We start from the raw sequence: 24,630 nt of genomic DNA on the forward strand, positions 1-24,630 counted from the left end.
CGTCGCGCCGGCCGGTCATCTCCCTTGGACAGCGCGGCGCGCAGCCCTCCTCGCGCGGTCCGCGCCAGTCGTCCTCGCGCGGTCCGCGCTAGTCGATCTCTTCCTCGCGCGCTTCCTCGCCCTGGAGCGCCGCCAGGCTCTCCTCTGCGTCGCTGATCAGCGCGGCGGCGCGCTCGTTGATGTACTCCTCGATCGCGGTGTAACCGGACGGCATCACCTTGCTGTGGTCCCCTGCGCTCGACGGGCTGAGCCCGTGCTCGCGCTCCCAGGCGTCCGCCATGCCGTCGCGGTCGGCGTCGGCGGGCGCCGTCCCCGGGGTGAGCCCTTCCATCAGGTTTCGCGCGTAGCGAGCGCCCCACGCGCCGTCGCGCCGCTCGATGTTCGCGAGGACACCCTTGGTCACGACGTCGTGCGGCAGCGCGCCCGCCTGGGCGAGGACGAGCCGATAGGCGTCCTGCGCGCGGTGGGTCGTCACGGGGATGTACCCCGGGACGTCGCGCGAGAAGTTGAACTGCGTCGACGCGCGGTACGACTCGGGCTTGTTGAGCCGGCTGAAGCTCGGGTGGAGATACGGCTTCTGCCACGGGTTATCGACGACGCCAGTGAACCTACCCGGGTCATCGATGTAGTTGTCGGCGAGGAAGTACTTGAGCCCCGCGCCGGCGCCGCCGTCGAAATAGAAGGGGATCAGCTGATCGCTCGGCCCCTTGATGTAGGAGTTGCCCACGATGTTGAACTGGCCGCTCGCCTGGTTGTGGTGCACGAACCCATGCCTGACGTTGTAGGCCACGTTGTTGCGGATATCGGCGGGGCCGTTCGCGACCGCGGGGCACCTCGCCTTGTGGTGCGCGAACAGGTTGTGGTGAAGCGTGATCCGGTGTCCATCAGGGCCGTTGATGAGACCGTAATTGTGCGCCCCCTCTGGATGGCCGGTGGTCGACGACGACTCGATGGTCGACCACTGCACGGTCACGTCGTCCGCCTCGTAGAGGTCGAGGGTCTCGTCGACGCCCCACGCGATCGAGACGTGATCGAGGATCAGCTTCGAGTTCAGCGAGAACTGCGCTCCATCGAACTGCGCGCCGTCCCCGCTGCTGAACACCGGACGGACACGCAGGAATCTTACAATGACGTTGCTGACCGCGGCCGAGTACCTGGAGAGCAGGCGGCCGCGCACGGTGATGCCCGCGCCTGGCGCCGTCTGGCCTGCGATCGTCACGTTTCCATTCCGGACGACGACATCTCCCTCGATGACGCCGCTCACGTCAAAGACGATGATGCGCGGCCCTGTCGCGTCGAGGGCCGCCTGGAGGCTCCCCTCCCCGCTCGTCCGCAGGTTCGTCACCTTGATGACGCGCCCGCCGCGCCCGCCCGTGGCGACGGCGCCAAAGCCCTCTGCGCCGGGAAACGCCGGTAGCGCGCTCGCCGGAGTCGACAGCGCGGTGAGCGCCGAGACCGCCGCGATGGCGCAGCCGAAGCGGCGAAGAGCCTGTGCGCCAATGAAAGAACAAGTAGGAAGGTATGCCATGACGTTCGCTCCCCTTTCGTACGTCTTAACCGCAAGCCCTAATGTGATGACCCTACAGGACTCGCCTCATCGACGGCAATCGCCAATTGCCTATCTGTACGACAGGGCACATCAAAACCGATCCATCAATTTCAACTCGCCAGCTGACACGAACCTGGTTTATCCTGCACGGGCAGCGCACGAGCGGGCTCATGGAGCGCCGAGATGCTCCCACCCGCCACGACATGCGGCCCGAAACGCAGGGAGAACGCGGAGGCGAGCAAGGAGATTGCCAGTCTCGTCGATCGCGCAGCTCTCACCAGAACACGTGAACATCACGACACCAGCTCGCGGCCGGTGCGCAGTGGCCACGTCGCGACCGAAAGCGGCGAGGAGAGGGAGCATGAACGACCAAGACACCAAGGGCGCCAAGAAGAGAGATGGGATTCCTGGCATCCTCGGCAGCTGTCTTGTTCAGGCTCGCCGAGCCGACAGGACGAGATGGACAGCCAGGACGCGAGGCTGCGTTCTCCTGGCGTCCCCGGAGGACTGCTTGTTCAGGCTCGATGAGCTGACAAGATGAGATGAGCCGGCAAGACGCGAGATTGCGCTCTCTTGGCGTCCTTCGCGTCCGTCGCGCCCGTCGCGTCCGTGGCGGTTTTCTTGTTCGGGCTCGCTGAGCCGACAAAAGGAAGCCAGGGCGCGGGCGCGGGCTCTCCTGGCGCCCCTGGCACCCTGGCGGCCTCCCCCTTCCGGCTCGCTACACCCGGCGCGGCTGGCCGCGCCGCGCTACCGCGCGGGCTTGTCGTGCCCCTTGACCGCCTTGAGGTAGTCGACCACGGCCTGCTGCATGCCGACCTCCAGCGCGTGCGCCACGAGGTGATGGCCGATCGACACCTCCTGGATCTGCGGCGCCTCGCGCACGAGCGGCGCGAGGTTGTCCACGGTGAGGTCGTGCCCCGCGTTGATCCCGACCCCCGCGTCCGCCGCCGCCGCCGCGGTCGCGACGATCTTGTCGAGCTCCGCGCGGTGATCGCCTCGATCGAACGCCTGCGCGTAGGGCCCCGTGTAGATCTCGATGCGATCGGCCCCCATGTCCGCGACCGCTGGCACCACCGACGGATCCGCCTCGACGAAGAGGCTCGTCCGGATGCCCTCCTCCTTGAGCCGCTTCACCACCGGCTGGAGGAGGAAGCGCCACTTCGCGACGTCCCAGCCGCGGTGCGAGGTGAGCTCCCCCGGCGTGACCGGGACCAGCGTGCACTGCGTCGGCCTGAGCTCGAGCGTGAGATCCAGGAACTCCTCGCGGAGGTCGCCCTCGAAGTTCGTCTCCACCGTGGTGATGTGGCGAGTCACCGCCCGCGCGTCGTCCGGCGTGATGTGCCGCCGATCGGCCCTCGGATGGATCGTGATGCCGTGCGCCCCGTACGACACGATCTTCTGCGCGAAGGAGAGGACGCTGGGGGCGTCGTGTCCCCTCGAGTTCCGCAGGAGCGCGATCTTGTTCACGTTGACGCTGAGCTTCATCGGGGCATCCTCTCGCGGGCTTGTGCGCGGCGCTCGCGACGCCGCTATACACGATCGACGCCGCGAGGCGAACACGCCACGACCCGGCCGCGGCGGCGCTACCGGCCTTCGGGGCGACGCCGCGCGCCGCCGCCCCGAAGGCCGCGCCCGGCCCCGCCCCCAAGGCCGCGCCCGGCGCGGCCGGCGCCCCTACAGCCGCGGCGCGGCCCGCGGGCCCCGCACCGCGCGCGCCGCGGGCACGCTCGGCAGGAGCGACACGATGAGGATGCCGAGGGCGACCAGCGCGTTGTTCCACACCGTCCCGACCGACAGCGCCGGTATCGCCCAGGCGCTCACGAAGAGCCAGATCGCCAGGATCGTGTTGAGGTACCGCGCCCTGGGCGCCCAGATCGCGAGCAGGGCGAAGACGATGCACAGCGCGCCCACCACCCAGGTGTTCGTGAACTGCCCCTGGCTATGCCGCCAGAGGAAGGCCGAGACGAACAACCAGATCCCGAGCGCGACGTTGATGCCGCGCGCCGCCGTCATCTGCTGCTGCTGCATGGCTTTCCCCTCCTCCTCGCATGGCCGCGCCGGCGCCCTCCGCCGCCCGACCCTCTCGCGCCGTTGCCCCGCCCCGCCCGCTCGCCGCGCCCCGCCCGCGGCGTCGCTCCCCTGGGAGGCCCCCAGGGGCCGAGTCCGCTCATCCCCTCTCCCGCTCGCCGTCGCGCCTGCGCCCGGCCCACACATCAATGAGCCCACCCGGCCACCGTGCGAATCCAGTGCCACGGCCGCGGCCCGCCGCGCGGGAGCCGGCGGGCGCGTTCGTGAGGGCCGCGGCGCGATCGATCGGCTACAAGCCCCGTCGCCATGGACTTCTTCGCGACCGCCGCCAAAGGCACCGAGCCCGCCCTCCGCGACGAGCTCCGCGAGCACCGCTTCCGCGGCGTCCGCGCCGATCGCGGCGGGGTCCACTTCGCCGGCGCCGCGGACGAGGGCTTCCGCGCCTGCATCGAGCTCCGCACCGCCGTGCGCGTGCTCGCCGAGCTCGCCTCCTTCGACGCGCCCGACGGCGACGCGCTCTACGACGGCATCTCCAGCGTCGACTGGGCCCCTTACCTGAGCCCGGTCCACACGCTCGCCGTCCGCGCCTCGTGCCGCTCGAGCGCGCTGACGCACACCCAGTTCATCGCCCAGCGCACCAAGGACGCCATCGTCGACCAGATCCGGCGCCGCGTCGGCGCCCGCCCGTCCGTCGACCTCGAGGACCCGGACCTCGCGCTCTTCGTCCACCTCGTCCACGACCGCGCGACGCTCTACGCCGACCTCGGCGGCGCCGCGCTCCACCGCCGCGGCTACCGCACGCACATCGGCGGGGCGCCGCTCAAGGAGACCCTCGCCGCCGCCCTGCTCCGCCTCTCCGGCTGGGACCGCGCCCGCCCCCTCGTGGACCCGATGTGCGGCGCCGGCACGATCGCGCTCGAGGCCGCGCTCTGGGCGCGCGACATCGCCCCCGGCCTGCGCGCGCAGCGCTTCGGCTTCGAGCGGTGGGCCTGCCACGACCAGGCCGCCGCCCAGCGCACGACCGCGCTCCGCGACGCCGCCCGCGCGCGGATCCGGCCCGAGGGCCCGCCGATCCTCGCCGCCGACATCGACCCCAGCGCCGCCGAGATCACCCGCGGCAACGCCCGGATGGCCGGCGTGCAGATCGAGGTCCGCTGCGAGCCCATCACCGCGCTCGCGAAGACCTCGCCGCCGGGCCACGTGATGACCAACCCGCCCTACGGCGAGCGCCTCCCCGGGACGGCGGCGCTCTACCGCGACATGGCGGCCGCCTGCTCGCGGCTCTCGGGCCACCGCGTCGCCATCCTCTCCGGCACCGAGGAGGTCGAGCGCGCAATGCGCCGCCGGCCGGAGCGCTCGCTCACCGTCTTCAACGGCCCGATCGAGTGCCGGCTGCTCACGTACGACATCCCCTGAGGCGCGCGGCCCGCGCGTCCCCTGAGGCGCGCGGCCCGCGCGTCCCCTGAGCCGCGCGGCCCGCGCGTCCCCTGAGCCGCGCGGCCCGCGCGTCCCCTGAGCCGCGCGGCCCGCGCGCCGGGCCTCGGCTACGCGCGGCCCGCGCTGCGCGTCAGAGCTGGCGCATCAGGAGGAACATCGCCAGCGCCGTGATGAGCATCCCGGCGACGAAGCCGATGATGAGCCCGCGCTTGCCGGCGAGCCAGCTCGGCTCCCGCACCGGCGAGGGCGCGGGCGGCGCCTGGGGCACCACGAACGTGTCGGGCACCGTCGCGCGGCGCTCGAGGAGAGCGCGCTGCTCCGCGAGGGTCGAGGCGAGCTCCAGCGGCAGCGGCTCCGGCGTGACCGCAGGCGCGGCGCCGGCCCCGGCGGCGCTCCCCCGCGCCATCGACGACGCCGCGCTCCCGGCAGTCTGGGCGCTCGCCCCGTCCGGATCGTACAGGCTCGGCGCCTGGAGCTCGCCGGGCGTCACCGTGGGCATCTGGCTGTCGGCCGGCGGGTGCGACGAGACGAGCCGGAGCGTGTTGGCGACGCGCTTCGACCTCCGGTCCCACGCCGCGCCGGCGTCGAACTGCGGGCTCTGCGGCGTCACCGGCGGGACGGCCGGCGCGGAGTCGACGCGCACCAGGCCGACCTCGGCCCGCTTCTCCGGCGTGCCCAGCCCGAAGTCCTCGGCGGAGCGGAGCGTCGCCTTCACCTCGCGGCCTGGCGGTGTGATGTCGAGCTCGTCGCCTTCATCGTACGACGCCGTGTGGACGCGGACCTTCGCCGGACCGCGGAGCTCGTCCTCGCGGACCATGGTCAGCGTGCTCTCGTCCTCGCCCCCATCGTCGGGCGAGCTCGGCGGGGCGAGCCCGTCCCCCGAGAGCAGCGCCTCGCTGGCGCTGTGGGACCAGGAAGGCAGCTGGAGCGAGATCTCGGGCGCCGACTCGCCTGTCCACCGCGGCGGCTCGTCGCGCAGCTCGTCGCTGATCGACGGATAGAGCCCCGGAGGCTCGAGCGTCGGCGGGAACTCCGACGTCGGGGCGTGGAGCAGCGCCGGCGGCGGGTGCCCGGCCTCGGGGCCGGCTGTCCCCGAGACGAGGGTCCGGGCCGACTCGATCGAGATCTCCGCCCTCGCCTCGGAAGGGGAGAGCGGCACGGACGTCGAGCTCGGCAGCGACGTCAGCGGCGGCAGCGAGGACAGCGGCCCCCGCCCCGGCGACACATCGCGCCTGAACAGCGAGCTCGGCTGCCGGGCCGAGATCGGCCCGAGGCCGACCGCCGTGTCCGGCAGGGTGGCGAGCAAGGTGTGCAGCGAGTACCCGAGCTCGCGCGCCGTCTGGTGCCTGTCCTCCGGCTGCTTGGCGAGCGCCTTCAGGATCAGCGCCTCGAGCCGCGCGTCGATCCCCGGCGCGCAGCTGCTCGGCTCCGGCACGGGGGCGTGGATATGGAGCGTCGCCGTGTGGAGCGGCGTCTCGCCCTCGAACGGAAGCCGCCCGGTGACGAGCTGGAACAGCAGCACCCCGCACGTGTACAGGTCGGCCCGCTGATCGACGGGCAGCAGCCCGCACTGCTCCGGGGACATGTAGGCCGGGGTACCGATGAACGTGCCCGCGCGCGTGACGACGGACATCGGATCGGCGTGGGGGTCGGGCTCGCCGCCGGACGCTGTGTCGAGGATCTTGGCGATGCCGAAATCGAGCACCTTCACGCGCTCGCCGTGGGGGTGCGTGGGGTCGGCGATCACCATGATGTTCTCGGGCTTGAGGTCGCGGTGGACGACGCCCATCTCGTGGGCGACCGCGAGCGCCTCGCACACCTCCGAGAGGATGCGGACGGCCCTCGCCTGGCCGAGCGCGCCGTGGCGCTCGATGAGCGCGTAGAGGTCGTCGCCCGCGAGCAGCTCCATGACGATGTAGCTGAGGGCGCCCTCGACCCCGTACTCGAAGATCTTCACGGAGTTCGGGTGCTTCACCCGCGCGGCCGCCTTCGCCTCGCGCTGGAAGCGCCGGACGAACGCGCGATCCGCGGTGAACTCCGGGTTCATGATCTTGATCGCCACCCGGCGGGGCTCGCCGTCGCGCTCGGCGACGAAGACGCTCGCCATGCCGCCCTCGCCGAGGAACCGGGTGATCGTGAACCGCCCGGCCACCTTGCGGCCGAGGAGAGCTTCATGCCTCATGCGCCTGGCACCCGCCGCCGCTCGCGCCGCCCGCTGCCCGACGCGCGCCCGCGCCGCTCGCTCGCTCCCGGGCCGCCGCGCCGCTCGCGCAGAAGAGCTCCGCCTCCAGGGCTGTCCGCGCGCATACGCGACCCGCGCGACCGATGCGAGGGGGAGTGCACGCGGCGACCATACCAAAGAACGTGACAGGGGACGACTTGTCGACCCCGGCGGCGGCGCGCTTCGGGCGCAGCGGCGCAGCGGCGCCGCGGAGCCGCCGTCAGCGCCCGGAACCGCAGCGCCCGGCGCAGCGGCGCAGCGGCCCGCGTCGGGCGCTGCGGCACAGCTGCCGTCGAGCGCGCAAGCGCGCAATCGACCGTCCAGACGACCGTCCAGACCGCCGTCGCCCCGCACACGGCGCCGGTCGCGGACTCGGCAGGCAGCAGTTAACTCTTTAACGCCACCCCCGGTGCAAATGTGCGACAGGTGCTTAACTTATCGAAAGGGAACGGCTTCGAACGTTGGCAGCGTTCTTGCCTGGGGGGGAAGTGCCTCGCGACGCGCCGCGTGCGTCGTGAAGGGCCAGCTTGTGCATCGATCTCGACAGGCAGCTTCGGAGGATCGTTGATGAATCGAATTTTTAAGCGTGCAGTGCTCCTCGGCACCGTCGCGCTGACCGTCGTGGGGGCGGGCTGCGCCGAGGAGCGGCAGGAAATGAACAGGGTGCAGAGCGACGCGCTCGCCAAGTCGTTCTTCATCGGAAGCGACTTGCGGGACATCGTCGACGACCCCGAGTTCTACATGCGGGGCACGATCGTCGACGTCGGGTACGGCGCTGCTCAGGATGGCCTGTTCACCTCGACATACGCCCAGCCCGTCTCCCGGATCAAGTGGGAGGTCACCGAGCACCAGATCAATGCTCGGCTCGCTTACGAGCGCATCGAGGGCACCGACGGCAAGGGCAACGCCTATAACGGCCTCACCAAGAAGACGACGAACGACGGCCAGATCGTCGCGAGCTACGCGATCGAGTCGCACTTCGACATCATCTACGACTACAACCCGGCGACGGGCGAGAAGTCGAACGTCGTGGTCGAGAACACGACGGACAAGCCCTGGTACGAGCGCCAGTACATGCGCGTCGACTGGTCGCGCAACCTCGCCACCGACGCCTACAACTTCGACACCCTCTCGCAGCTCGGCCTTTACGGAGGCGTCGAGTACGAGCCGCTCGCCTACTACGTCAACGATCCCGCCGCGGCCGACGCCCCGCAGTTCGACGCCAAGAACGGCTACTTCGACGTGACGACGAAGGCGTTCGCCACGCCCGCCATGATCGACCTGTCCAGCCTCGGCTGGGGCATCGACAAGTACCCGTCCTGCATGCTCCCGGGCGACTTCGCCGGCGGCACCGACCCCTACGGCAACTGCAACCCGGTCGAGATCACGATCCGGCAGTCATTCAAGAAGGTGGTCGACAACGACTACGAGCCGGTCGACTTCGACGGCGTCCGGTTCCAGGCGTTCGGCATCTTCAACTTCGACTACCGCTACGGCTACGATCGCAACTACGGCATCGTGGACAACCAGTGGCGGCGCTTCGCGGCCCGCTACAACCTCTGGAAGCGCAGCCACGCCTACGCGACCCCGGAGACGATGGAGGGCGCGATCGCCTGCGCCACCCCGGAGACGACCCAGGCCAGCGGCGCCCTGAACGCGGATCCGAACCGCGACGAGAACAACGACGGCACCGCGGACGAGTGCGTCGCGGCCGGGCCCGGCTCGCAGTGCGACGTCTACAAGCAGAAGTGCACGCTGCCCTACGCGCAGCGCGAGGCCGTCACCATCCCCTGGTACATCGGCGGCAACTCGTCGGAGGACCTCTTCGAGGCGACCAACTGGGCCACCGAGGAGTGGGATCTCGCGATGAAGACCGCGATCCAGACGTCGCGCCTCGTCGAGTGCCGGAAGACGGGCGGCCAGGACTGCGACGCGCGGTTCCCGATGTGGAAGGGCCAGCAGGAGGACATCGACGAGGCCGTCGCGATCTCCCGCGACCTGAACGCGTGCCGCCGCGCGAACGGCTGGGACGCGCCGGCGTGCGACGACGCGGCCAGGGCCGCCGTGGCGGAGCTCTCGGAGCGGCGCGGCAACGACCAGTCGACGCTCGCCATCGGCAGCGTCGTGGCGCAGCCGTCCGTGATCGTGCTCTGCCATAACCCCGTCATCGCGGGCGATCACCCGTCCTGCGGCGAGGAGGGGCTCTCCCCGCGGCTCGGCGACCTCCGCTACAACAGCGTCCTCGTCATCGACAAGCCGCAGACGCCCTCGGCGTGGGGCATCATGGTCGACGCCGACGACCCGGTGACGGGCGAGAAGGTGGCCGCCAGCATCAACATCTGGAGCCACGTCACCGACTCCGCGGCGCAGCAGCTGCTCGACCTCGTCCGCTACATCAACGGCGAGCTCCCGACCTCGGAGATCACCGAGGGCAAGTACATCCGCGACTGGGCGCAGGCGAGCCGCATCTCGGGCGGCGGCCAGGGGCCCACGATGACGAAGCAGGAGGTCACGTCGCGGCTCGCGAGCGCCACGAAGCTCGACTCCGAGCAGTACAAGAGCCTCGTCGCGCAGGGCGCTTCCCCGCAGATCAAGGCGATCCTCAAGCCGATGAAGGCCGAGGTGGCCGACATCGCGGTGCGGGGCGACCTCCCCTCGCCGCAGCAGGCGGTCGTGGGCGCGCGCATGAGGGCGGCCCGCGGCAGCGTCGCCGAGGCGGAGCTCATGAACCCGGCGATGCTCCAGCGCTCGGGCGTCCCCGCCGGCATGCCGGTCGAGGGCCCGCTCGCCGACGCGGCCTCGCCCTTCGCGATGAACAACCCGAAGGTGCAGTCGCAGCTCCGCCGCATGCACGACAACGCGCTCGCCGAGCGCGGCGCCTGCATCCTGCACGAGGCCCCCGAGGCGTCGGCCATGACGGGCCTCGCCGAGGCGCTCCGCGAGAAGTTCCCCGTCGGCGAGAACGAGACGGACGCGGAGAAGCGCGGGCGCTACGAGCGGATGTTCAAGTACATCCAGCGCCGGTACCAGTACGCGGTCATCGCGCACGAGATGGGTCACTCCGTCGGCCTCCGGCACAACTTCGTGAGCACCTACGCCTCGCTCTTCTTCCGGCCCCAGTACTGGCAGCTCAGGACGCGGAACGGGAAGATCAAGGAGCCGTGCACCGGCGCGGCGGGCGAGGACGCGTCGGAGTGCGTCGGCCCCCGCTACTTCGACGCGATGACGGACGAAGAGCAGAAGAACATGATCTGGATGTTCCAGCACTCCACGGTCATGGACTACCCGGGCGACGTCTCGCAGGACCTGGTCGGCCTCGGCGTCTACGACTTCGCCGCCGCGCGCTTCTTCTACGGCGACACGGTGAGCGTCTACGACAACGGCGACCGCAACTACCAGGCCGGCGGCAAGGTCGGCGGCGCGCTCCTCGCGGCGACCGACAACTTCGGCGGGCTGGCCGGCATCAAGTACGGCACGTTCTCGCGGGGTGACGACAGCGTCACGGACTTCCACTACTCGCAGCTGCAGTCGCAGTACAGCGTGATCCGGGACTGCTACGACGTGCCGGCGAAGCCGCCCGCGAGCTGGAACGAGGCGCTCGACGGCAAGTGGCACCAGGTCATGGACGGCGGCGTCGTCACCGTCGACGGCGAGACGAAGCGCTGCCGCCAGCAGCCGGTCGACTACGTGGCCTGGCGCAACCTGCGCAAGCCGACGGACGGCGAGACCGCGGTCGGGAGCTACCGCGGCGGTCCGGCGGTCGACGAGAAGAAGCGCGTCCGCGTGCCGTACGCGTTCGCGAGCGACAACTGGGCCGACACCGGCAACGTCTCGGTCTTCCGCCACGACAACGGCGCCGACCCGTACGAGCAGCTGATGTTCCTGATCACCTCCCAGGAGAACAGGCACATCTTCGACAACTTCCGGCGCGGCCGCACGACGTTCAGCGTCCGTGGCGCGGCGGATCGGTCCTACAGCCGCTACAACGAGAAGCTGCTCGGCATCGCCGGCGGTATCGGGTTCTTCGGGACGATCTACCAGGATCTCGCGACGAACCAGGGCCTGTCGTTCGACACGCTGTGGCCGCTCCTCATCGAGGGCGGCCTGCAGGAGAACGTCGTGGCCGCGACGGTGGCCTTCGACCACTTCGCCAGGCAGCTCTCCCGCCCGGAGGAGGGGCCGCACTACCTGCGCGACCCGCTGTTCAACGACCCGGTCCTCCGCTCGAACAAGGACGGCGACGACTACGGCGCCGGCACCGACTTCGGCTCCTTCGGCGGCACGACGAACAGCCCCGTGCTGGTGCAGATCCCGAACGGCTCGACCGGCTACCTGAAGGACATCGGGTTCGGCGGCCACCCGCTCGAGAACGCGAACTCGGAGAACAACGGCGACTTCGACACCGACTTCACGATCAACGCGGGCAGCTACTACGACAAGATCAGCACGGCGATCCTGCTCTCCGAGTCGGAGGACCGGTTCGTGAGCAGCTCCCGCCGCGACTTCTACGACGCGCGCTTCCGCGCGGTCGGCATGGCCGACGTGCTGCCCGAGGGGTACCGCCGCCTGCTCGCGAACGCCCTCACCGGCGACCGCGCGCTCCTCGCGCCTCGCCTCGAGGCTGACGAGAACGGCCGCCCGGTGCTCGACGCGAACAGCACGGATCCCGACCCGCTGGCGAAGGAGTTCCCGGCGCGCCCGATGGGCTGGGTCAGCTGGTGGCCGAACGAGGGGCCGAAGGTCTGCTTCCCGAGCGACGGGAAGAACCTCTGCTCGAACTACCTCGGCGGCGACTTCAACCCGGAGACCGTGAGCCGGACCATCGCGGTCGACCCCCAGGTCGGCTGGGAGGTGCAGAAGTTCCTGATCGCCTGGACGCTCGCGTACATCCCCGCGAACGGCAAGACGAACTGGATGGACATGATGCGCATCTACCGCCTCGGCACCGACTCCGAGCCCGGGATCGAGCAGCGCATCGAGTGGCAGGACCCGTCGTCCGGGCAGATCTACTACGCCCGCACGTACGGCATGGAGTGCCTCTTCGGGGCCGGCGCGGACCGGGCGTCGTGCGAGGGCACCGGCGGCAAGTGGGTGCAGAAGGGCATCGCGGCCCGCGTGCTCGAGTACGCCAACTCCCTCACGGCGAAGGGCTACCAGCTCGACGCGCGGTACGAGGGCGCCGTCGCCGGCGATCCCGCGTACGCCGCCGGCTACGGCCCCGGCTTCAACAAGTACGGCCGCGCGATGCTGACGTACCACCCGGATGGCGTCGCGATCATCGTCCCGGATCCCGCGATCAAGGACGTGCCCCCGGTCGGCGCGCTGAAGGACGTGCCTGCCTGCGATCAGAACGTCAACTCGACCTGCACGCAGCTCACCATCTACAAGAACCACTACGCGTACGAGCTGAAGAGCTACAAGTCGGTGCCCGACTACATGCTCCAGATGATGTCCTGGTTCGGCCTCGCCGCTCCTGACCAGCTGGGCGTGTACCCCGACTGATCCGCGCCTCGCCGCGCCGGGGGCCCCGCGCCGGGGCCCCCGCCCTCCTCTCTCCCTCTCCTTCCCCCCCACAAGCTCCAGCGACCTGAGCGCGCGCGGGCGCCCCCCGCGCGGGCCCTCAGCCCGTCAGGCCGGGTCGCCCCGCCATCGCCCGCCCGCGCCCGGGCCGCACGCCGCCTTCCCTGTCGCACGGGCGCCGCGGCGGCATTACGCTTCCCCGCGGCGCGGCGCGCGCCACGGCATGGACCCCTCCCCCGCCCTCCCCGCCATCGTTCCGGCGCAGCGCTCGGACGCGCGGGCCTTCATGGTCTACCTCATGGAGCACGTGGCCGAGTCCGGCCGGCGCGGCGCGCCCCATTTCGCCGTCGCCACATCGCTGGCGCCCGACGAGGTCGAGCACGCCGCGCGCGACCGCTGGAGCAGGTCGCTCGACGAGCCGCTGTGGGGCCGGGCCTGGCTGCTCAGGGCGAGCGAGCCGCGGGCGCGCGTCCTCGGGCACATCGAGCTGCGCGGCGGCCGCGTCCGGTCCGAGAACCACCGCGCCGTCCTCGCGATGGGCATCCTCGGCCCGTACACCGGGCAGGGGCACGGCCGGCGCCTGCTCGAGACGGCGATCGCCTGGGCCCGCGACAGGGCCCGCCTCTCGTACCTCGACCTCGGCGTCTTCTCCAACAACGAGCGCGCCCTGCGGCTCTACACGCGCATGGGCTTCGTCCCGATCGGCACCCGCGAGGACGCGTTCCGGGTCGACGGCGCCATCCTGGACGACATCCAGATGACGCTCGCGCTCCAGCCTCCCGAGCCGCGCGCGGCGGAGCGCGCGGCGGAGCGCGCGGCGGAGCCAGGAACGCGCTGAACCGCGGCGCCGGAGCCCCCGGCGCGGGGCCGGGGGGCTCGGCGAGGCGCGTCGGGCGCGTTGGAGGGTACCCACCGCCCCGCAGATGGGTCATGAGGACACCGCCGTCCGGGCGCCCGTCTTCCGATCCGGCCATCGCCGGCGGCTCGCCCGCGGTCCTCACCGCCGTCCATCGACCCCGAGAGCCACCATGCGCCGCTCGCCGCTCCTGCCGATCTTCCTGACCGTCTTCGTCGACGTCCTCGGCCTCACGCTCGTCCTGCCGCTGCTCCCTTTCTACGCCGAGCACTTCGGCGCCAGCGAGCTCGTGGTCGGCGTGCTCGCGGCGAGCTACGCGGTCTGCCAGCTCGTCTCCGGGCCGATCCTCGGGCGGATCTCCGACCGCGCGGGCCGCAAGCCGACGCTGCTCGCCAGCCAGACCGGCACGTTCATCGGGTTCCTGGTGCTCGGCTCGGCGAGCTCGCTCTGGATGCTGTTCCTGGGGCGGATCATCGACGGCCTCACGGCCGGGAACCTGACGATCGCACAGGCGTACATCAGCGACGTGACCCGGCCGGAGGATCGCACCAAGGCGTTCGGCCTGATCGGCATCGCCTTCGGCTCGGGGTTCCTGCTCGGCCCGGCGATCACCGGGGAGCTCGCGAGCCGGTTCGGCTACGGCGCCCCGGCCTACGGCGCGGCGGTGCTGTCGCTGACGTCGATCTTCCTGACGGCCACGCTGCTGCCCGCGAAGCCGGTCGTGCCGGTGGCCTCGCCCGAGGCGGCGACCGCGGCTCCCCGGCCGGCGGCGATCGGCCGCGGGGACGCCTTCCGGCGGTACTTCGACAGGCCGCTCGCGCGGCGCCGGCTGCTCGAGTTCTTCGCCTTCTCCCTCTCGTTCTCGACGCTCATCGGCGGCCTCGCGCTCTTTCTGGAGCGGCGCTTCTCGTTCGGCGTCAAGGAGACGGGCTACCTCTACGCCTTCTCCGGCCTCATCGGCGGGAGCATCCAGGGCGGCCTGATCGGCCGGCTGGCGAAGCGGTATGGCGAGGAGCGGCTCGCGCTGGTCGGGTTCGCGACGATGGTGATCGGCTACGGCCTGCTCGGCGCGGCATACACGCTGCCCACGCTGCTGGTGCTCGTGGCGATCGCGGCGTTCGGCGCGGCGGTGGTGCGGCCGAGCGTCACCACGCTGCTCACGAAGAGCGTCGGCCGCGACGAGCAGGGCGCGGCGCTCGGCGTGAGCCAGTCGCTGGCGAGCGTCTCGCAGATCATCGGCCCCATCGGCGCCGGCTGGCTGATCGAGCACCGGGCGCTCGCGGCGTACGGCCTGATGGCGGCGAGCTTCGCCGCCATGGGCTTCGTCCTCGGCCTGCAGAAGATCCCCGTCGGCGAGCCGGTCGAGCTCTGAGCGGCGCGCTCAGGCGCGCGCGCCCCTCACGAAGGGCAGGACGGCCTCGACGAGCTGCGGCGCGGCGTCGTCGAGCTTGCGGGGGTTGTACCAGGCGAACGGCTCGACGAGCCGCGACGGGCGCAGGCCGAGCTCGCCGCGGGAGCACTCGACGAGGAGCGACAGCGCCCCGTGGCGGTCGTGGAGCCAGTCGATCTCCAGGCCCGCCTTGCGGATGCCCCAGGCGAAGCGGACGTAGGACATGGCGCGGTACGGCTTCCGGGCCGCGGCGCGAGCGATGCGCTGGGCGAAGGCGCGGTGCTCGGCGGCGTCGGCGACGGGCCAGAGGCTGTGCGCCGGCGGGTACAGCACGGCGCCGCCGGCGCTGTGCAGCGACAGGGCGCGGTCGATCCGGCGCGGGGACAGCGCGTGCGCGATCGCCTCGACCTCCGGCTCGCTCCCGGGGCGGCTCCCGGGCGACGAGACGAGCCCGATGAGGCGCTGCACGAGGCCGCGCTCGTACCACCCCGCGTCGAAGTTCCGGTTGAGGTCGACGCCGCGGGCGTTGCCGCGCACGAACCGGCGGCGCCCGGCGCGGAGGTTCATCTCGACGCGGAGGAGCCCGTCGGGGTTCACGATCGGGACGGCGAAGATCGACCGGCCGCCGAGGTCCTCGGTCGCGAGCCGCTCGAGCAGCGCGAGGTGGGTCTCGACGCCGATCCACTCGAGCGGGTGGATCCCGGACAGGATCACGGTGGTCCGCTCGCGCGGCCCGGCGCGCACCGCGGACGCGCCTCGCCGGGCGGGTGGGCCGGCGCGCTCGGCTGGATGCGGCACGGCGGCGTCGTCCGGCGCTGGCTCGTCCGCGCCGTCCGGCCCGCTGCGGCCGTGGTGCGCCCCGGCGAGCGAGGCGCCGTTCATCGAGCTGCCCCCACCCTGGGCGGGCAGCGCGGCGCGGCCGGGGCCCTCCCGGTAGCCGCCCGCGTGGGCCGGGCCGGCGGCGCCGAGCTGGACCGCGAGCAGCGGCTCGCCGCGGACCGAGCGGCCGATCAGGGAGAGCTGCGCGCCGCGGTCGGCGAGCCGGTCGAGCGCCTCCAGCAGCTCCCCGTACCCGCGGTAAGGGCCGAGCCCGCGGCGGCCGAGCAGGCGCGAGAGGGGCGCGCGGCGATGGACGAACAGGGCAGCCCTCAGGGCGTCCCGGCCTTGCTCTTCCGACCCCTGATCGGACTTCGGCATGCAGGGCTAACCTTTACCCTAGATGACATGGATCACGGAGCGCCGGTCGCGCGTTCGCACGTTCTGGCGCGGGCCGGCCGGCGCGGTTCCAGACCGGACCAGCCTTGGATTACCGTGGCAGCGGGCGCATCTATGGAATTCGATAGCAACGGGTGGGCGGAAGGACGGATCGAGCTGCTGCCGCCGAGCGAGGGCTGGTCGCTGCTGTCGCCGGAGCCCGAGGCGCGGATCGACGAGCACCGGTGGGCGCACCAGGCGCGCGTCTTTTTCCGGGCGGAGCTCACGCTCGCGCAGAAGAAGGCGTACCCGTCGGGGACCACGCCGATGGTCGACGCCGTGGAGGTCGACATCGCGCGCGCCGGCGGCGCGCCGACGCGGGTGCTCGTGGTGACGGCGCCGCTGGATCGCGCGCCCCTGGTGCGGGCGGCGGCCGCGGCGGGCGTGCGGGCGATCGGCGGGCGCGGGTTCGACGCGCTGCTCGGGCGGGCGCGGCGGGCCTGGCAGGTGCGCGAGCCGCAGGTCGCGGGCGACGACGCGCGCGCGCCGCTCGTCGTGACCGCGGTCCTCGCGGCGGTGCTGCTCGCTCCCGTGGTGCCGCCGGGAGAGGAGACGATCTTCGGGGTGAAGGGGGCGCGGGAGCGGCTCGATCGGCTCGGCTGGTGACGGGGCGGCGGGGACGGGCTCGTCCGCGGAGCGCCTGCCTCCTTCCTGCGGTACGATGGCGGCGGACCCCATGGACCGAGGTGGGCTCGCCGGGGTCACAGGTCGGCGTGCTCTGCGGGGCCGGCGGGGGACGCTGGGCGACCACGCCGGGGATCAAGCGGCCCGCGCTGGCGTGGTGCCAGTCGCGCCGGTGCTCCTCGGGGGTCCGGAGCTGCCAGAGGAGCGCCGCCGCGGACGGCGAGCCGTCTGCGCCTCGCGCGCCGCTAAAGTGCCTGCTTCCCGGGCGCCTGTACTAGCTTGCGCGCCCGTGCGCTCCCGCTTCCCGCTCGTGGCCGCGCTGTTCTTCGTCTCTGGCGCGACCGGCCTCCTCTACGAGGTCGCCTTCTCCAAGCTGCTCGCCTACGTCTTCGGCGCCACCGCCTACGCCGTGAGCACGGTCCTCGCCGCCTTCATGGGCGGCCTCGCCCTCGGCGCGCACCTCGGCGGTCGCCACGCCGCGGCCTCCCGCCGCCCGCTCGTCGTGTACGGCGCGCTCGAGGCGATCGTCGGCGCCATCTGCGCCGTCTCGCCGTTCCTCTTCGAGGCGCTGACGTCCGCCTACGTCGCCGTGGCCCGCGCCGCGCCCGACTCGCTGGCGCTGCTCACCGCGGCGCGCGCCGCGCTGACCGCCCTCGTGGTCGTCGTCCCCACCGTCGCGATGGGCGCCACGCTCCCCGTCCTCTCGCGCATCCTCCGCGCCGACGCCGCGCCGGACGGCGGCGCGCCCGCCTCCGAGCACGACCCTGCGCGCCGCCTCGCGGCGCTCTACGCCATCAACACGGCGGGCGGCGCGGCGGGCGCGCTCTCCGGCGCCTACGTGGTCCTCCCGCACCTCGGGATCCGCGGCACGCTGTGGTCCGCGGCGATCGCCAACCTCGCCCTCGGCGCCGTCGCGGTCTTCGCCGGGCTCCGTGGCCCCGTGCCCGGCCCCTCCGCCTCGCCCGACGCTCCGGACGCGCGCACCGCCGCCGGCTCGCCCGACGCGCCCGATGCTCGCTCCGCCGCCGGCTCATCCGCTGCCGTACCCGATGCAGCAGACGCTCGCTCCCCCGGCGCGCGCTCCCCGGGCGGCCCTCTCCCCGCCGGCAGCCGCCGCGCCGAGCCGCCGTTCCTGCTCACGCTCGCGTTCGCCTCGGGCTTCCTGGTCTTCGCCGCCGAGGTGGTCGAGACCCACCTGCTGGCGCTGCTCATCGGCAACAGCGCCTACGCCTTCGGGCTGATGCTCGCCGTCTTCCTCGTCTGCCTCGCGGCCGGCGCCGCGCGCTCGCCTGCCCTCGCGCGCCGCCACGGCGAGGGCGCGCTCTGGCGCGGGCTCGTCGCGACGGCCCTCTCGCTCGCGGCCACCATCCCGCTCTGGGATCAGCTCCCGCGGATCTTCGCCTTCGCGGGCAAGCACGTCGACGGGTGGGCCGGCCGCGAGGCGTGCCGCGCGCTCGCCGCGCTCGCGATCCTCGCGCTGCCGACGCTCTGCATGGGCACCACCTTCCCCCTGCTCCTCGGGCGCGCCGCCGCGCACGCCGACGTGGCCGCGCGCGTCGGCAGGCTGACCTCCGCGAACACCCTCGGCACGATCGCCGGCTCCATCATCACCGGCTACCTCATCCTGCCCGCGCTCGGCTCCGAGCGCGCCCTCCTCGCGATCGCGCTCGCCTTCGCGCTCACCGCCGTCCTCGCCGCCACGCGCGCCCGCGCCGAGCTCCCCCGCGCGCTCGCGCTGGCCGCCGCCGCGGCCGCCCTCGCCGCGCTCTCGCCCCGCTGGGACATGGCCCGCCTCACGAGCGGCGCCAACGTCTACTTCGCCATGGGGCCGCGCCCCGAGCGCATCGATTTCGTGCGCGAGGACGTGCACGGCGGCGTCACCACCGTCGCGCACCGCGCCGGCGTCACGACCATGTACACGAACGGCAAGTTCCAGGGCGACGACGGCCCCGAGATGACGGCGCAGCGGCGGTTCGCGCACTTCCCCTCGCTCTTCGTCCGCGACCCGCGCGCCGCGCTCGTCATCGGCCTCGGCACCGGCACGACGACCGGCACCATCGCGGCCTATCCGTTCGAGCGCATCGACGTCGCCGAGATCTCGCCCGCCATCGTCGAGGCCTCTCGCCTCTTCTTCGCGGGCCCGAGCCTCCGCGCGCTCGACGATCCCCGCGTGCGCCTCTCGCTCAACGACGGCAGGAACGAGCTGCTCGTCGCCCAGGACCGCTACGACCTCATCGCGATCGAGCTCACCAGCGTCTGGTTCGCGGGCGCCGCGAGCCTCTACAGCCGCGAGTTCTACGAGCTCGCCCGGTCGCGCCTCGCCGACGGCGGCGTCCTGCAGCAATGGGTGCAGCTCCACCACATCCGGCGGCGCGAGCTCGCCGTCGTGGTGCGGACGATGCGCAGCGCCTTCCCGCACGTGGCGCTGTTCGTGGGCGGCGCGCAGGGCATCCTCGTCGCGAGCGCCGCGCCGCTCGTCGCCTCCGAGGCGCGCCTCGCCGGGCTCGACGCGCGCCCGGAGCTCCAGGCGACGCTCGCCGGCGCGCGGCTCGCGGATCTCCTCGGCAACCTCATGGCCTCCGGCGAGGATCTCGACCGGTTCGTCGCCGACGCGGCCGAGGACGGCGGGCCGATCCTTTCCACCGACGACAACCTCTACCTCGAGTACGCCACGCCGAAGGGCAACGTGCTCCCGTACGGCGCGTCGCTCGACGCGACGCTCGCCCTGCTGGAGCGGTACCGGACGCCGGCGCCGCACGCGCGGCACCTCGCTCCCTGAGGGGCGCCAGCTGCCGCCCGCCGGCGACGCGCCGCCCTTCGCGCGCGCTAGCTGCCGCCCGCCGGCGACGCGCCGCCCTTCGCGGGCGCGCCTCCCGTGGCCGGCGCGCTCGGCGCGGGGGGCTCGCCCTCGGGCGCCCCCGCCTCGCCCCGCGGCTTGACCGGCACCGGCCTGATCTCGTCGCCCGTCGCCACGAAGCCCTTCCGGACCGGCGGCGCCTTCAGCTGCGCGGCCTGCTCCGCGCGCAGCTTGCGCTCCTCGAGGCTCAGCACCTCCAGCGCGAGGCCCCCCATGTACGGGTCCTGCCCCATGAAGGGGCGCCCGTTCACCTCGGCCACGTGGAACTCGACCCGGCGGTTCTCGCTGCGCCCTGCCGCGATCTCGTTCGGCCCGAGCGGGCGCGACTCGCCGAAGCCGACCGCGATCAGCCGGAGGTTCTCGACCCCGTGGTCGACCAGCCAGTCGGCGACCGCGAGGGCGCGCCGCGCGCTGAGCTCCTGGTTGAGCTCCTCGCTCGACTGCGCGTCCGTGTGCCCCTCGATCCGCAGCCGCGTCACCTCGGGGTGCTCCTTGAGGAACTGGAGCAGCGTCTCGAGCGTCTTCTCGCTGCCCGGCCGGACGATCGCCTTGTTCGTGTCGAAGACGATCTTGCCCTCGATGTAGACCTGGGTCTCCCCGCCCTTCTCTGACCAGGACTTCTCCGGGTACCAGCGCGGGAGCTGGCGCTGCTCGTCGGCGCGCGGCAGCTCCCGCGGCGGCAGCCGGTTGTCTCCGCACCCCTGGCCGGCGTGCGCGGCGGCCGCGAGCGCCGCCGCGACCGCGAACGGCAAGGCGGTGCGCCCTGCCTGCTTCCTCTTCGAGTCCATCTGGTCCTTTAGCGTGTCAGAACCGGCGCTCGAACCGCAAGTAACCTGGCGGAACCGGGCGGAATCGAGCGGCGGGCGCCGCGCTGGCCGGCGCGCCGGGCCGCTCCGGGCAGGGCTGGCCGGCGCGCCGGGCCGCTCCGGGCGGGGCTGGCCGGCGCGCCGGGCCGCATGTGGTAAAGGAACGACCGCCATGTCCGCGCCGTCGCTCACGCCCGAGAGCTCGCCCATCGACAACAAGCTCGCCCGGCTTCGCGAGCGCCTCCGCGAGCTCGGCTCCGTCCTCGTCTGCTACTCCGGCGGGGTCGACAGCGCCTTCGTCCTCGCCGTCGCCCACCAGGAGCTCGGCCCGAGCGCCGTCGGCATGACCGCCGTCTCGCCGAGCCTCGCGCCGGCCGAGAAGGAAGAGGCCGCGTCGATCGCCCGCCTGATCGGCGCCGACCACCGGCTGGTCGAGTCGTCGGAGATCGACGACCCGCGCTACGTGGCGAACAACCCCGACCGCTGCTTCCACTGCAAGAGCGAGCTCTACAGCATCGCCGCGCGGAAGCGCGCCGAGTGGGGGCTCGCGGCGATCCTGAACGGCACCAACACGGATGACCTCGGCGACTACCGCCCCGGCCTCGAGGCGGCGCGCGAGGCCGGCGTCCTGAGCCCCCTCGTCGAGCTCGGCTTCAGCAAGGCCGACGTGCGCGCCGGCGCGGCGCGCGTCGGCCTGCCCATCTGGGACAAGCCGGCCGCCGCCTGCCTCTCCAGCCGCATCCCTTACGGGACCAGCGTCACGCGCGAGCGGCTCGCGCAGATCGGCGGCTTCGAGGCCGCGCTGCGCGCTCTCGGCTTCCGCCAGGTCCGCGTCCGCTACCACGACGACCTCGCGCGCATCGAGCTCGACGCGGGCGAGCTCGGGCGCGCCGCCGAGCCGGCGATCCGCGCCGAGATCGTGGCCGCCGGCAAGCGGCACGGCTTCCGGTACGTGACGCTCGATCTCGGCGGGTACAGGACCGGCAGCCACAACGAGGTCCTCGTCGGCCGCGCCCTCAAGATCGTGAGCTGACCGGCGGCGCGCCCCGCCGAGAGGATCGCCGACCATGGGACGCTTCGATCACCTCGCGACGCAGCCGCGCCGCGGCCCGGCCGACATCCTCCGCTGGAAGGTCATCGACGCGCTCGCCGGCCGGAACCGCAAGGATCCCGGGGGGTTCTCGACGCCAGCGCGGCCCTACGACCGCGCGCTCGTCGCGGGCGCCGCGCCGTCGCTCACCTGGATCGGCCACGCCTCGTTCCTTGTCACGCTCGGCGGGGCGCGGCTGCTCATCGACCCCATCTACCGCGACGGGCCCGGGCCGCTGCGCCGCCTCGCGCCGCCGGGCATCCCGCTCGGCGAGCTGCCGCCGATCGACGCGGTGCTGATCACCCACAACCACCGCGACCACCTCGACACGTGGACGCTGTCCCAGCTGGGCGGCGCGCCGCTCTACATCGCGCCCGTCGGCCACGAGGAGCTCCTCCGCAAGGCGGGCGCGCAGCGGGTGGTCGAGCTCGAGTGGTGGGGCGCGACCTCGGTCGGAGGGGTCGAGATCACGCTGGTCCCCGCGCGCCACTGGTCGATGCGCTTCCCCTGGGACCGGAACGACGCGCTCTGGGGCGGGTACCTGATGCGCGCCGCCGAGGGCACGGCGTACCACTCGGGCGACACCGCGTTCTTCGACGGCTTCGCGGAGATCGGCCGGCGCGCCGGCGCGATCGACTGGGCCATGCTGCCGATCGGCGCCTACGACCCGCGCTGGTTCATGCAGCCCCAGCACATGTGCCCGGAGGAGGCGATCGAGGCGAGCCTCCTGCTCGGCGCGCGTCACCTCGTGGCGATGCACTGGGGCACCTACCGCCTCACGGACGAGCCCCTCGGCGAGCCGCCGGCGCGGGCGCGCGCAGGCTGGCAGGAGCGCGGGCTCCCCGACGACGCGCTCTGGATCCTCGACGTGGGAGAGACCCGGGCGCTCGCCCGCTGACGCGCGGAGGCCCAGGCCCCGCGCGGCCTCACATCAGGGTCACGCGCGCCGCCTTCGCGCGCTCGTCGCGCTCCTTCAGGTGCTCGAGGATGATCACCGCCGTCTCTTCGATGGCCCGCCCGGTGACGTCGACCACCGGCCACTCCGGGTGCGCGTCGAAGAGCTTGCGCGCGTAGTCCAGCTCCTGCCGCACGTGCTCGCGCATCGCGTAGTTCGTCTCCGCGGGCATGCCGAGCTGGCGCAGGCGCGCTTGCCGGATCGCGCAGAGCTGGTCGAGCCCGATGATGAGGCCGACGATCCGGTCCTGGGGGGCCTCGATCAGCTCGGGCGGGGGCGGGACGCCGAGCACCAGCGGGTAGTTCGCGACCTTGAGGCCGCGCTGCGCGAGCAGCGTCGACAGCGGCGTCTTCGACGTGCGGGAGACGCCGACGAGGATGATGTCCGCCTTCTTGAAGTTCCGCGGCTCCTTGCCGTCGTCGCTCTTGACCGCGAACTCGACCGCCTCGATGCGGCGGAAGTACTCCTCGCTCAGCGGGAGCATCGCGCTCGGCAGGTTGATCGGCTCCCGGTCGAGGAAGGTGCCGAGCCGGACGATCAGCGAGCCGATCAGATCGATCGCCTCGATGTTCAGCTCGGCCGTGGCGACGAGGACGAACTCGCGCAGCTCGGGGCTCACCACGGTGAACACGACGAGCGCGCCCTCCCGGGCCGCGCGCTCGAGCACCGGCCGCGCGACGTCCGGCGTGCGCACCCGCGTGTGCAGGCGGATCTGCACCCCCGCGTCCGGGTACTGGAGCAGCGCGGCGCGCACGGCCTTCTCCGCCGTCTCTCCCGTGGAGTCGCTCAGGACGTCGATGAACTTCGGCTTGTCCATGTCCGATGCCTCCGTCGCCACCTCGGCTCAGGCGCGCGAGGCAGGGCTCGTGCCTCGGCGCTCAGCGGGGCATGGAGGATCGCTCGCGGCCGCGCGGCAGGTCAACCAAACAGCCCCTTCAGCTTGTCCATGAAGGTGGCCTGCTGGGGCTGCACGCTCTCCCCGAGCTCCTTCGCCAGCTGCGAGATGAGCTCCTTCTGCGTCGCGGTGAGCTGCGTCGGCACCTCGACGCTCACCTCGACGAGCTGGTCGCCGCGCCCGCCGACGACGCGGCGCGGTATGCCCTTGCCCTTGATGCGGAGCACCGAGCCGGGCTGCGTGCCCGGGGGGATCCGCAGCCGGCCCTTGCCGTCGAGCGTCGGGAGCTCGAGGTCGCCGCCGAGCGCCGCGCGCGCGAACGAGATCGGCACGGCGCACACGACGTCGTCGCCGACGCGGCGGAAGAACTCGTGCGGCGAGACGCGGATGGTGAGCTCGAGGTCGCCCGGCCCGCGGTCGGCGCGCACGGCGTTGCCGCCGCGCTCGACGAGCCGGGTCGCGCCGTTCTCCACGCCCGCGGGGATGGTCACCTCGATCGTCTTCTGCTTCGCCGCGAGGCCGGCGCCGCGGCACGTCTTGCACGGGTCGGTCACGAGCCGGCCCGTGCCGCGGCAACGCCCGCAGGGGCGCTCGATCGCGATCGGGAACATCCCCTGCTGCATCCGCACGCGGCCGCGGCCAGCGCACGCCGCGCAGCGCTCGGTCGACGCCCCGGGCGCGGAGCCCGAGCCGGCGCAGTCGCCGCACGGCTCGACGCGATCGTAGGTGATCTGCTTCGTGCAGCCGAACGCCGCCTCCTCGAAGGTGATCCGCACCTCCTTCTGCAGCGTCCCGCGGTCGCCGACCCGGATGCCGAGCGCGCCGAGGAGATCGCCGAAGATGGCGTCGAGGTTCAGATCCTGCATGTCGAAGGGCACGCCCTGGAAGCCCGAGCCGGCGGGGGCGCCGACGGCGGCGGGGCCGAACCGATCGAACGCCGCGCGCTTCTGCGGGTCGCTCAGGATCTGGTAGGCCGCGTTCAGCTCCTTGAAGCGGACGTGCGCCCCCTGGTCACCCGGGTTCTTGTCGGGGTGGTGCTGCGCGGCGAGCCGCCGGAAAGCGCTCTTGATTTCATCCTGCGTCGAGGAGCGCTCGACGCCTAGTACCTCGTACGGATCGCGCACGAGGTGCGAAATAGCATCGATCGC

The 24,630-nt window shown here is 72.7% G+C and carries 16 protein-coding genes; 8 read left to right on the forward strand and 8 right to left on the reverse strand.

The window, feature by feature from the left end:
* Positions 1-88: 88 nt before the first annotated feature.
* The 3 genes from WME89_RS36920 to WME89_RS36930 all read right to left on the reverse strand — a co-directional run bounded on the left by WME89_RS36920 (position 89) and on the right by WME89_RS36930 (position 3,577).
* On the reverse strand, positions 89-1,528 hold the full coding sequence (locus WME89_RS36920; RefSeq protein WP_438004310.1) for a pectate lyase family protein: 1,440 nt from the start codon (positions 1,526-1,528) through the stop codon (positions 89-91).
* 768 nt (positions 1,529-2,296) lie between these two features.
* Positions 2,297-3,034, reverse strand: coding sequence for a pyridoxine 5'-phosphate synthase (locus tag WME89_RS36925; RefSeq protein ID WP_438004311.1), 738 nt, complete (start codon positions 3,032-3,034; stop codon positions 2,297-2,299).
* Between the two features lie 189 nt (positions 3,035-3,223).
* Positions 3,224-3,577, reverse strand: a complete 354-nt coding sequence (locus WME89_RS36930) for an SPW repeat domain-containing protein (protein ID WP_438004312.1) — start codon at positions 3,575-3,577, stop codon at positions 3,224-3,226.
* 306 nt (positions 3,578-3,883) lie between these two features.
* On the opposite strand from WME89_RS36930, the gene WME89_RS36935 reads away from it, so the two are divergent.
* Positions 3,884-4,993 carry a THUMP domain-containing class I SAM-dependent RNA methyltransferase gene (locus tag WME89_RS36935; protein WP_438004313.1) on the forward strand — a complete coding sequence of 370 codons (1,110 nt, stop codon included), beginning with the start codon at positions 3,884-3,886 and terminating at the stop codon, positions 4,991-4,993.
* A gap of 151 nt (positions 4,994-5,144) precedes the next feature.
* Here the strand turns inward: WME89_RS36935 and WME89_RS36940 are convergent, their stop codons facing one another.
* Entirely contained in the window at positions 5,145-7,196 is a 2,052-nt protein-coding gene (locus WME89_RS36940) for a protein kinase domain-containing protein (RefSeq protein ID WP_438004314.1), read from the reverse strand.
* Between the two features lie 606 nt (positions 7,197-7,802).
* Between WME89_RS36940 and WME89_RS36945 the strand changes: the two genes are divergently transcribed.
* The 3 genes from WME89_RS36945 to WME89_RS36955 all read left to right on the forward strand — a co-directional run bounded on the left by WME89_RS36945 (position 7,803) and on the right by WME89_RS36955 (position 14,983).
* The gene (locus WME89_RS36945; RefSeq protein ID WP_438004315.1) at positions 7,803-12,737 is read left to right on the forward strand and encodes a hypothetical protein; all 4,935 of its coding nucleotides are present in this window, start codon (positions 7,803-7,805) and stop codon (positions 12,735-12,737) included.
* Positions 12,738-12,978: 241 nt separating this feature from the next.
* Complete coding sequence (locus WME89_RS36950; RefSeq protein WP_438004316.1) at positions 12,979-13,593, forward strand: N-acetyltransferase family protein; 615 nt, start codon at positions 12,979-12,981, stop codon at positions 13,591-13,593.
* A 190-nt stretch (positions 13,594-13,783) separates the two neighbouring features.
* Positions 13,784-14,983 (forward strand): MFS transporter, encoded by a 1,200-nt coding sequence (locus WME89_RS36955; protein ID WP_438004317.1) that lies wholly within the window; start codon positions 13,784-13,786, stop codon positions 14,981-14,983.
* Between the two features lie 9 nt (positions 14,984-14,992).
* On the opposite strand, the gene WME89_RS36960 is transcribed toward WME89_RS36955, so the two are convergent.
* Positions 14,993-16,198 carry a M14 family metallopeptidase gene (locus tag WME89_RS36960; protein ID WP_438004318.1) on the reverse strand — a complete coding sequence of 402 codons (1,206 nt, stop codon included), beginning with the start codon at positions 16,196-16,198 and terminating at the stop codon, positions 14,993-14,995.
* Positions 16,199-16,330: 132 nt separating this feature from the next.
* Here WME89_RS36960 and WME89_RS36965 point away from each other — a divergent pair, with 132 nt between their 5' ends.
* Both WME89_RS36965 and WME89_RS36970 read left to right on the forward strand, forming a co-directional pair.
* Positions 16,331-16,861 (forward strand): hypothetical protein, encoded by a 531-nt coding sequence (locus WME89_RS36965; protein ID WP_437660355.1) that lies wholly within the window; start codon positions 16,331-16,333, stop codon positions 16,859-16,861.
* A gap of 307 nt (positions 16,862-17,168) precedes the next feature.
* Complete coding sequence (locus tag WME89_RS36970) at positions 17,169-19,658, forward strand: fused MFS/spermidine synthase (RefSeq protein ID WP_438004319.1); 2,490 nt, start codon at positions 17,169-17,171, stop codon at positions 19,656-19,658.
* Positions 19,659-19,705: 47 nt separating this feature from the next.
* Here the strand turns inward: WME89_RS36970 and WME89_RS36975 are convergent, their stop codons facing one another.
* Positions 19,706-20,524: an OmpA family protein gene (locus WME89_RS36975; protein ID WP_438004320.1), complete on the reverse strand. Its 819-nt coding sequence runs from the start codon at positions 20,522-20,524 to the stop codon at positions 19,706-19,708.
* 190 nt (positions 20,525-20,714) lie between these two features.
* Between WME89_RS36975 and larE the strand changes: the two genes are divergently transcribed.
* A complete protein-coding gene (gene larE, locus WME89_RS36980; protein WP_438004321.1) occupies positions 20,715-21,575 on the forward strand; it encodes an ATP-dependent sacrificial sulfur transferase LarE in 861 nt (286 codons plus the stop codon).
* 34 nt (positions 21,576-21,609) lie between these two features.
* Positions 21,610-22,530 (forward strand): MBL fold metallo-hydrolase, encoded by a 921-nt coding sequence (locus tag WME89_RS36985; RefSeq protein WP_438004322.1) that lies wholly within the window; start codon positions 21,610-21,612, stop codon positions 22,528-22,530.
* 28 nt (positions 22,531-22,558) lie between these two features.
* Here the strand turns inward: WME89_RS36985 and WME89_RS36990 are convergent, their stop codons facing one another.
* The gene (locus tag WME89_RS36990) at positions 22,559-23,404 is read right to left on the reverse strand and encodes a pyruvate, water dikinase regulatory protein (RefSeq protein ID WP_438004323.1); all 846 of its coding nucleotides are present in this window, start codon (positions 23,402-23,404) and stop codon (positions 22,559-22,561) included.
* 101 nt (positions 23,405-23,505) lie between these two features.
* Positions 23,506-24,606 (reverse strand): molecular chaperone DnaJ, encoded by a 1,101-nt coding sequence (gene dnaJ, locus WME89_RS36995; protein ID WP_438004324.1) that lies wholly within the window; start codon positions 24,604-24,606, stop codon positions 23,506-23,508.
* Between the last annotated feature and the right edge of the window lie 24 nt (positions 24,607-24,630).

This window comes from Sorangium sp. So ce321, assembly GCF_051530195.1.
Classification (GTDB): Bacteria; Myxococcota_A; Polyangia; order Polyangiales; family Polyangiaceae; genus Sorangium.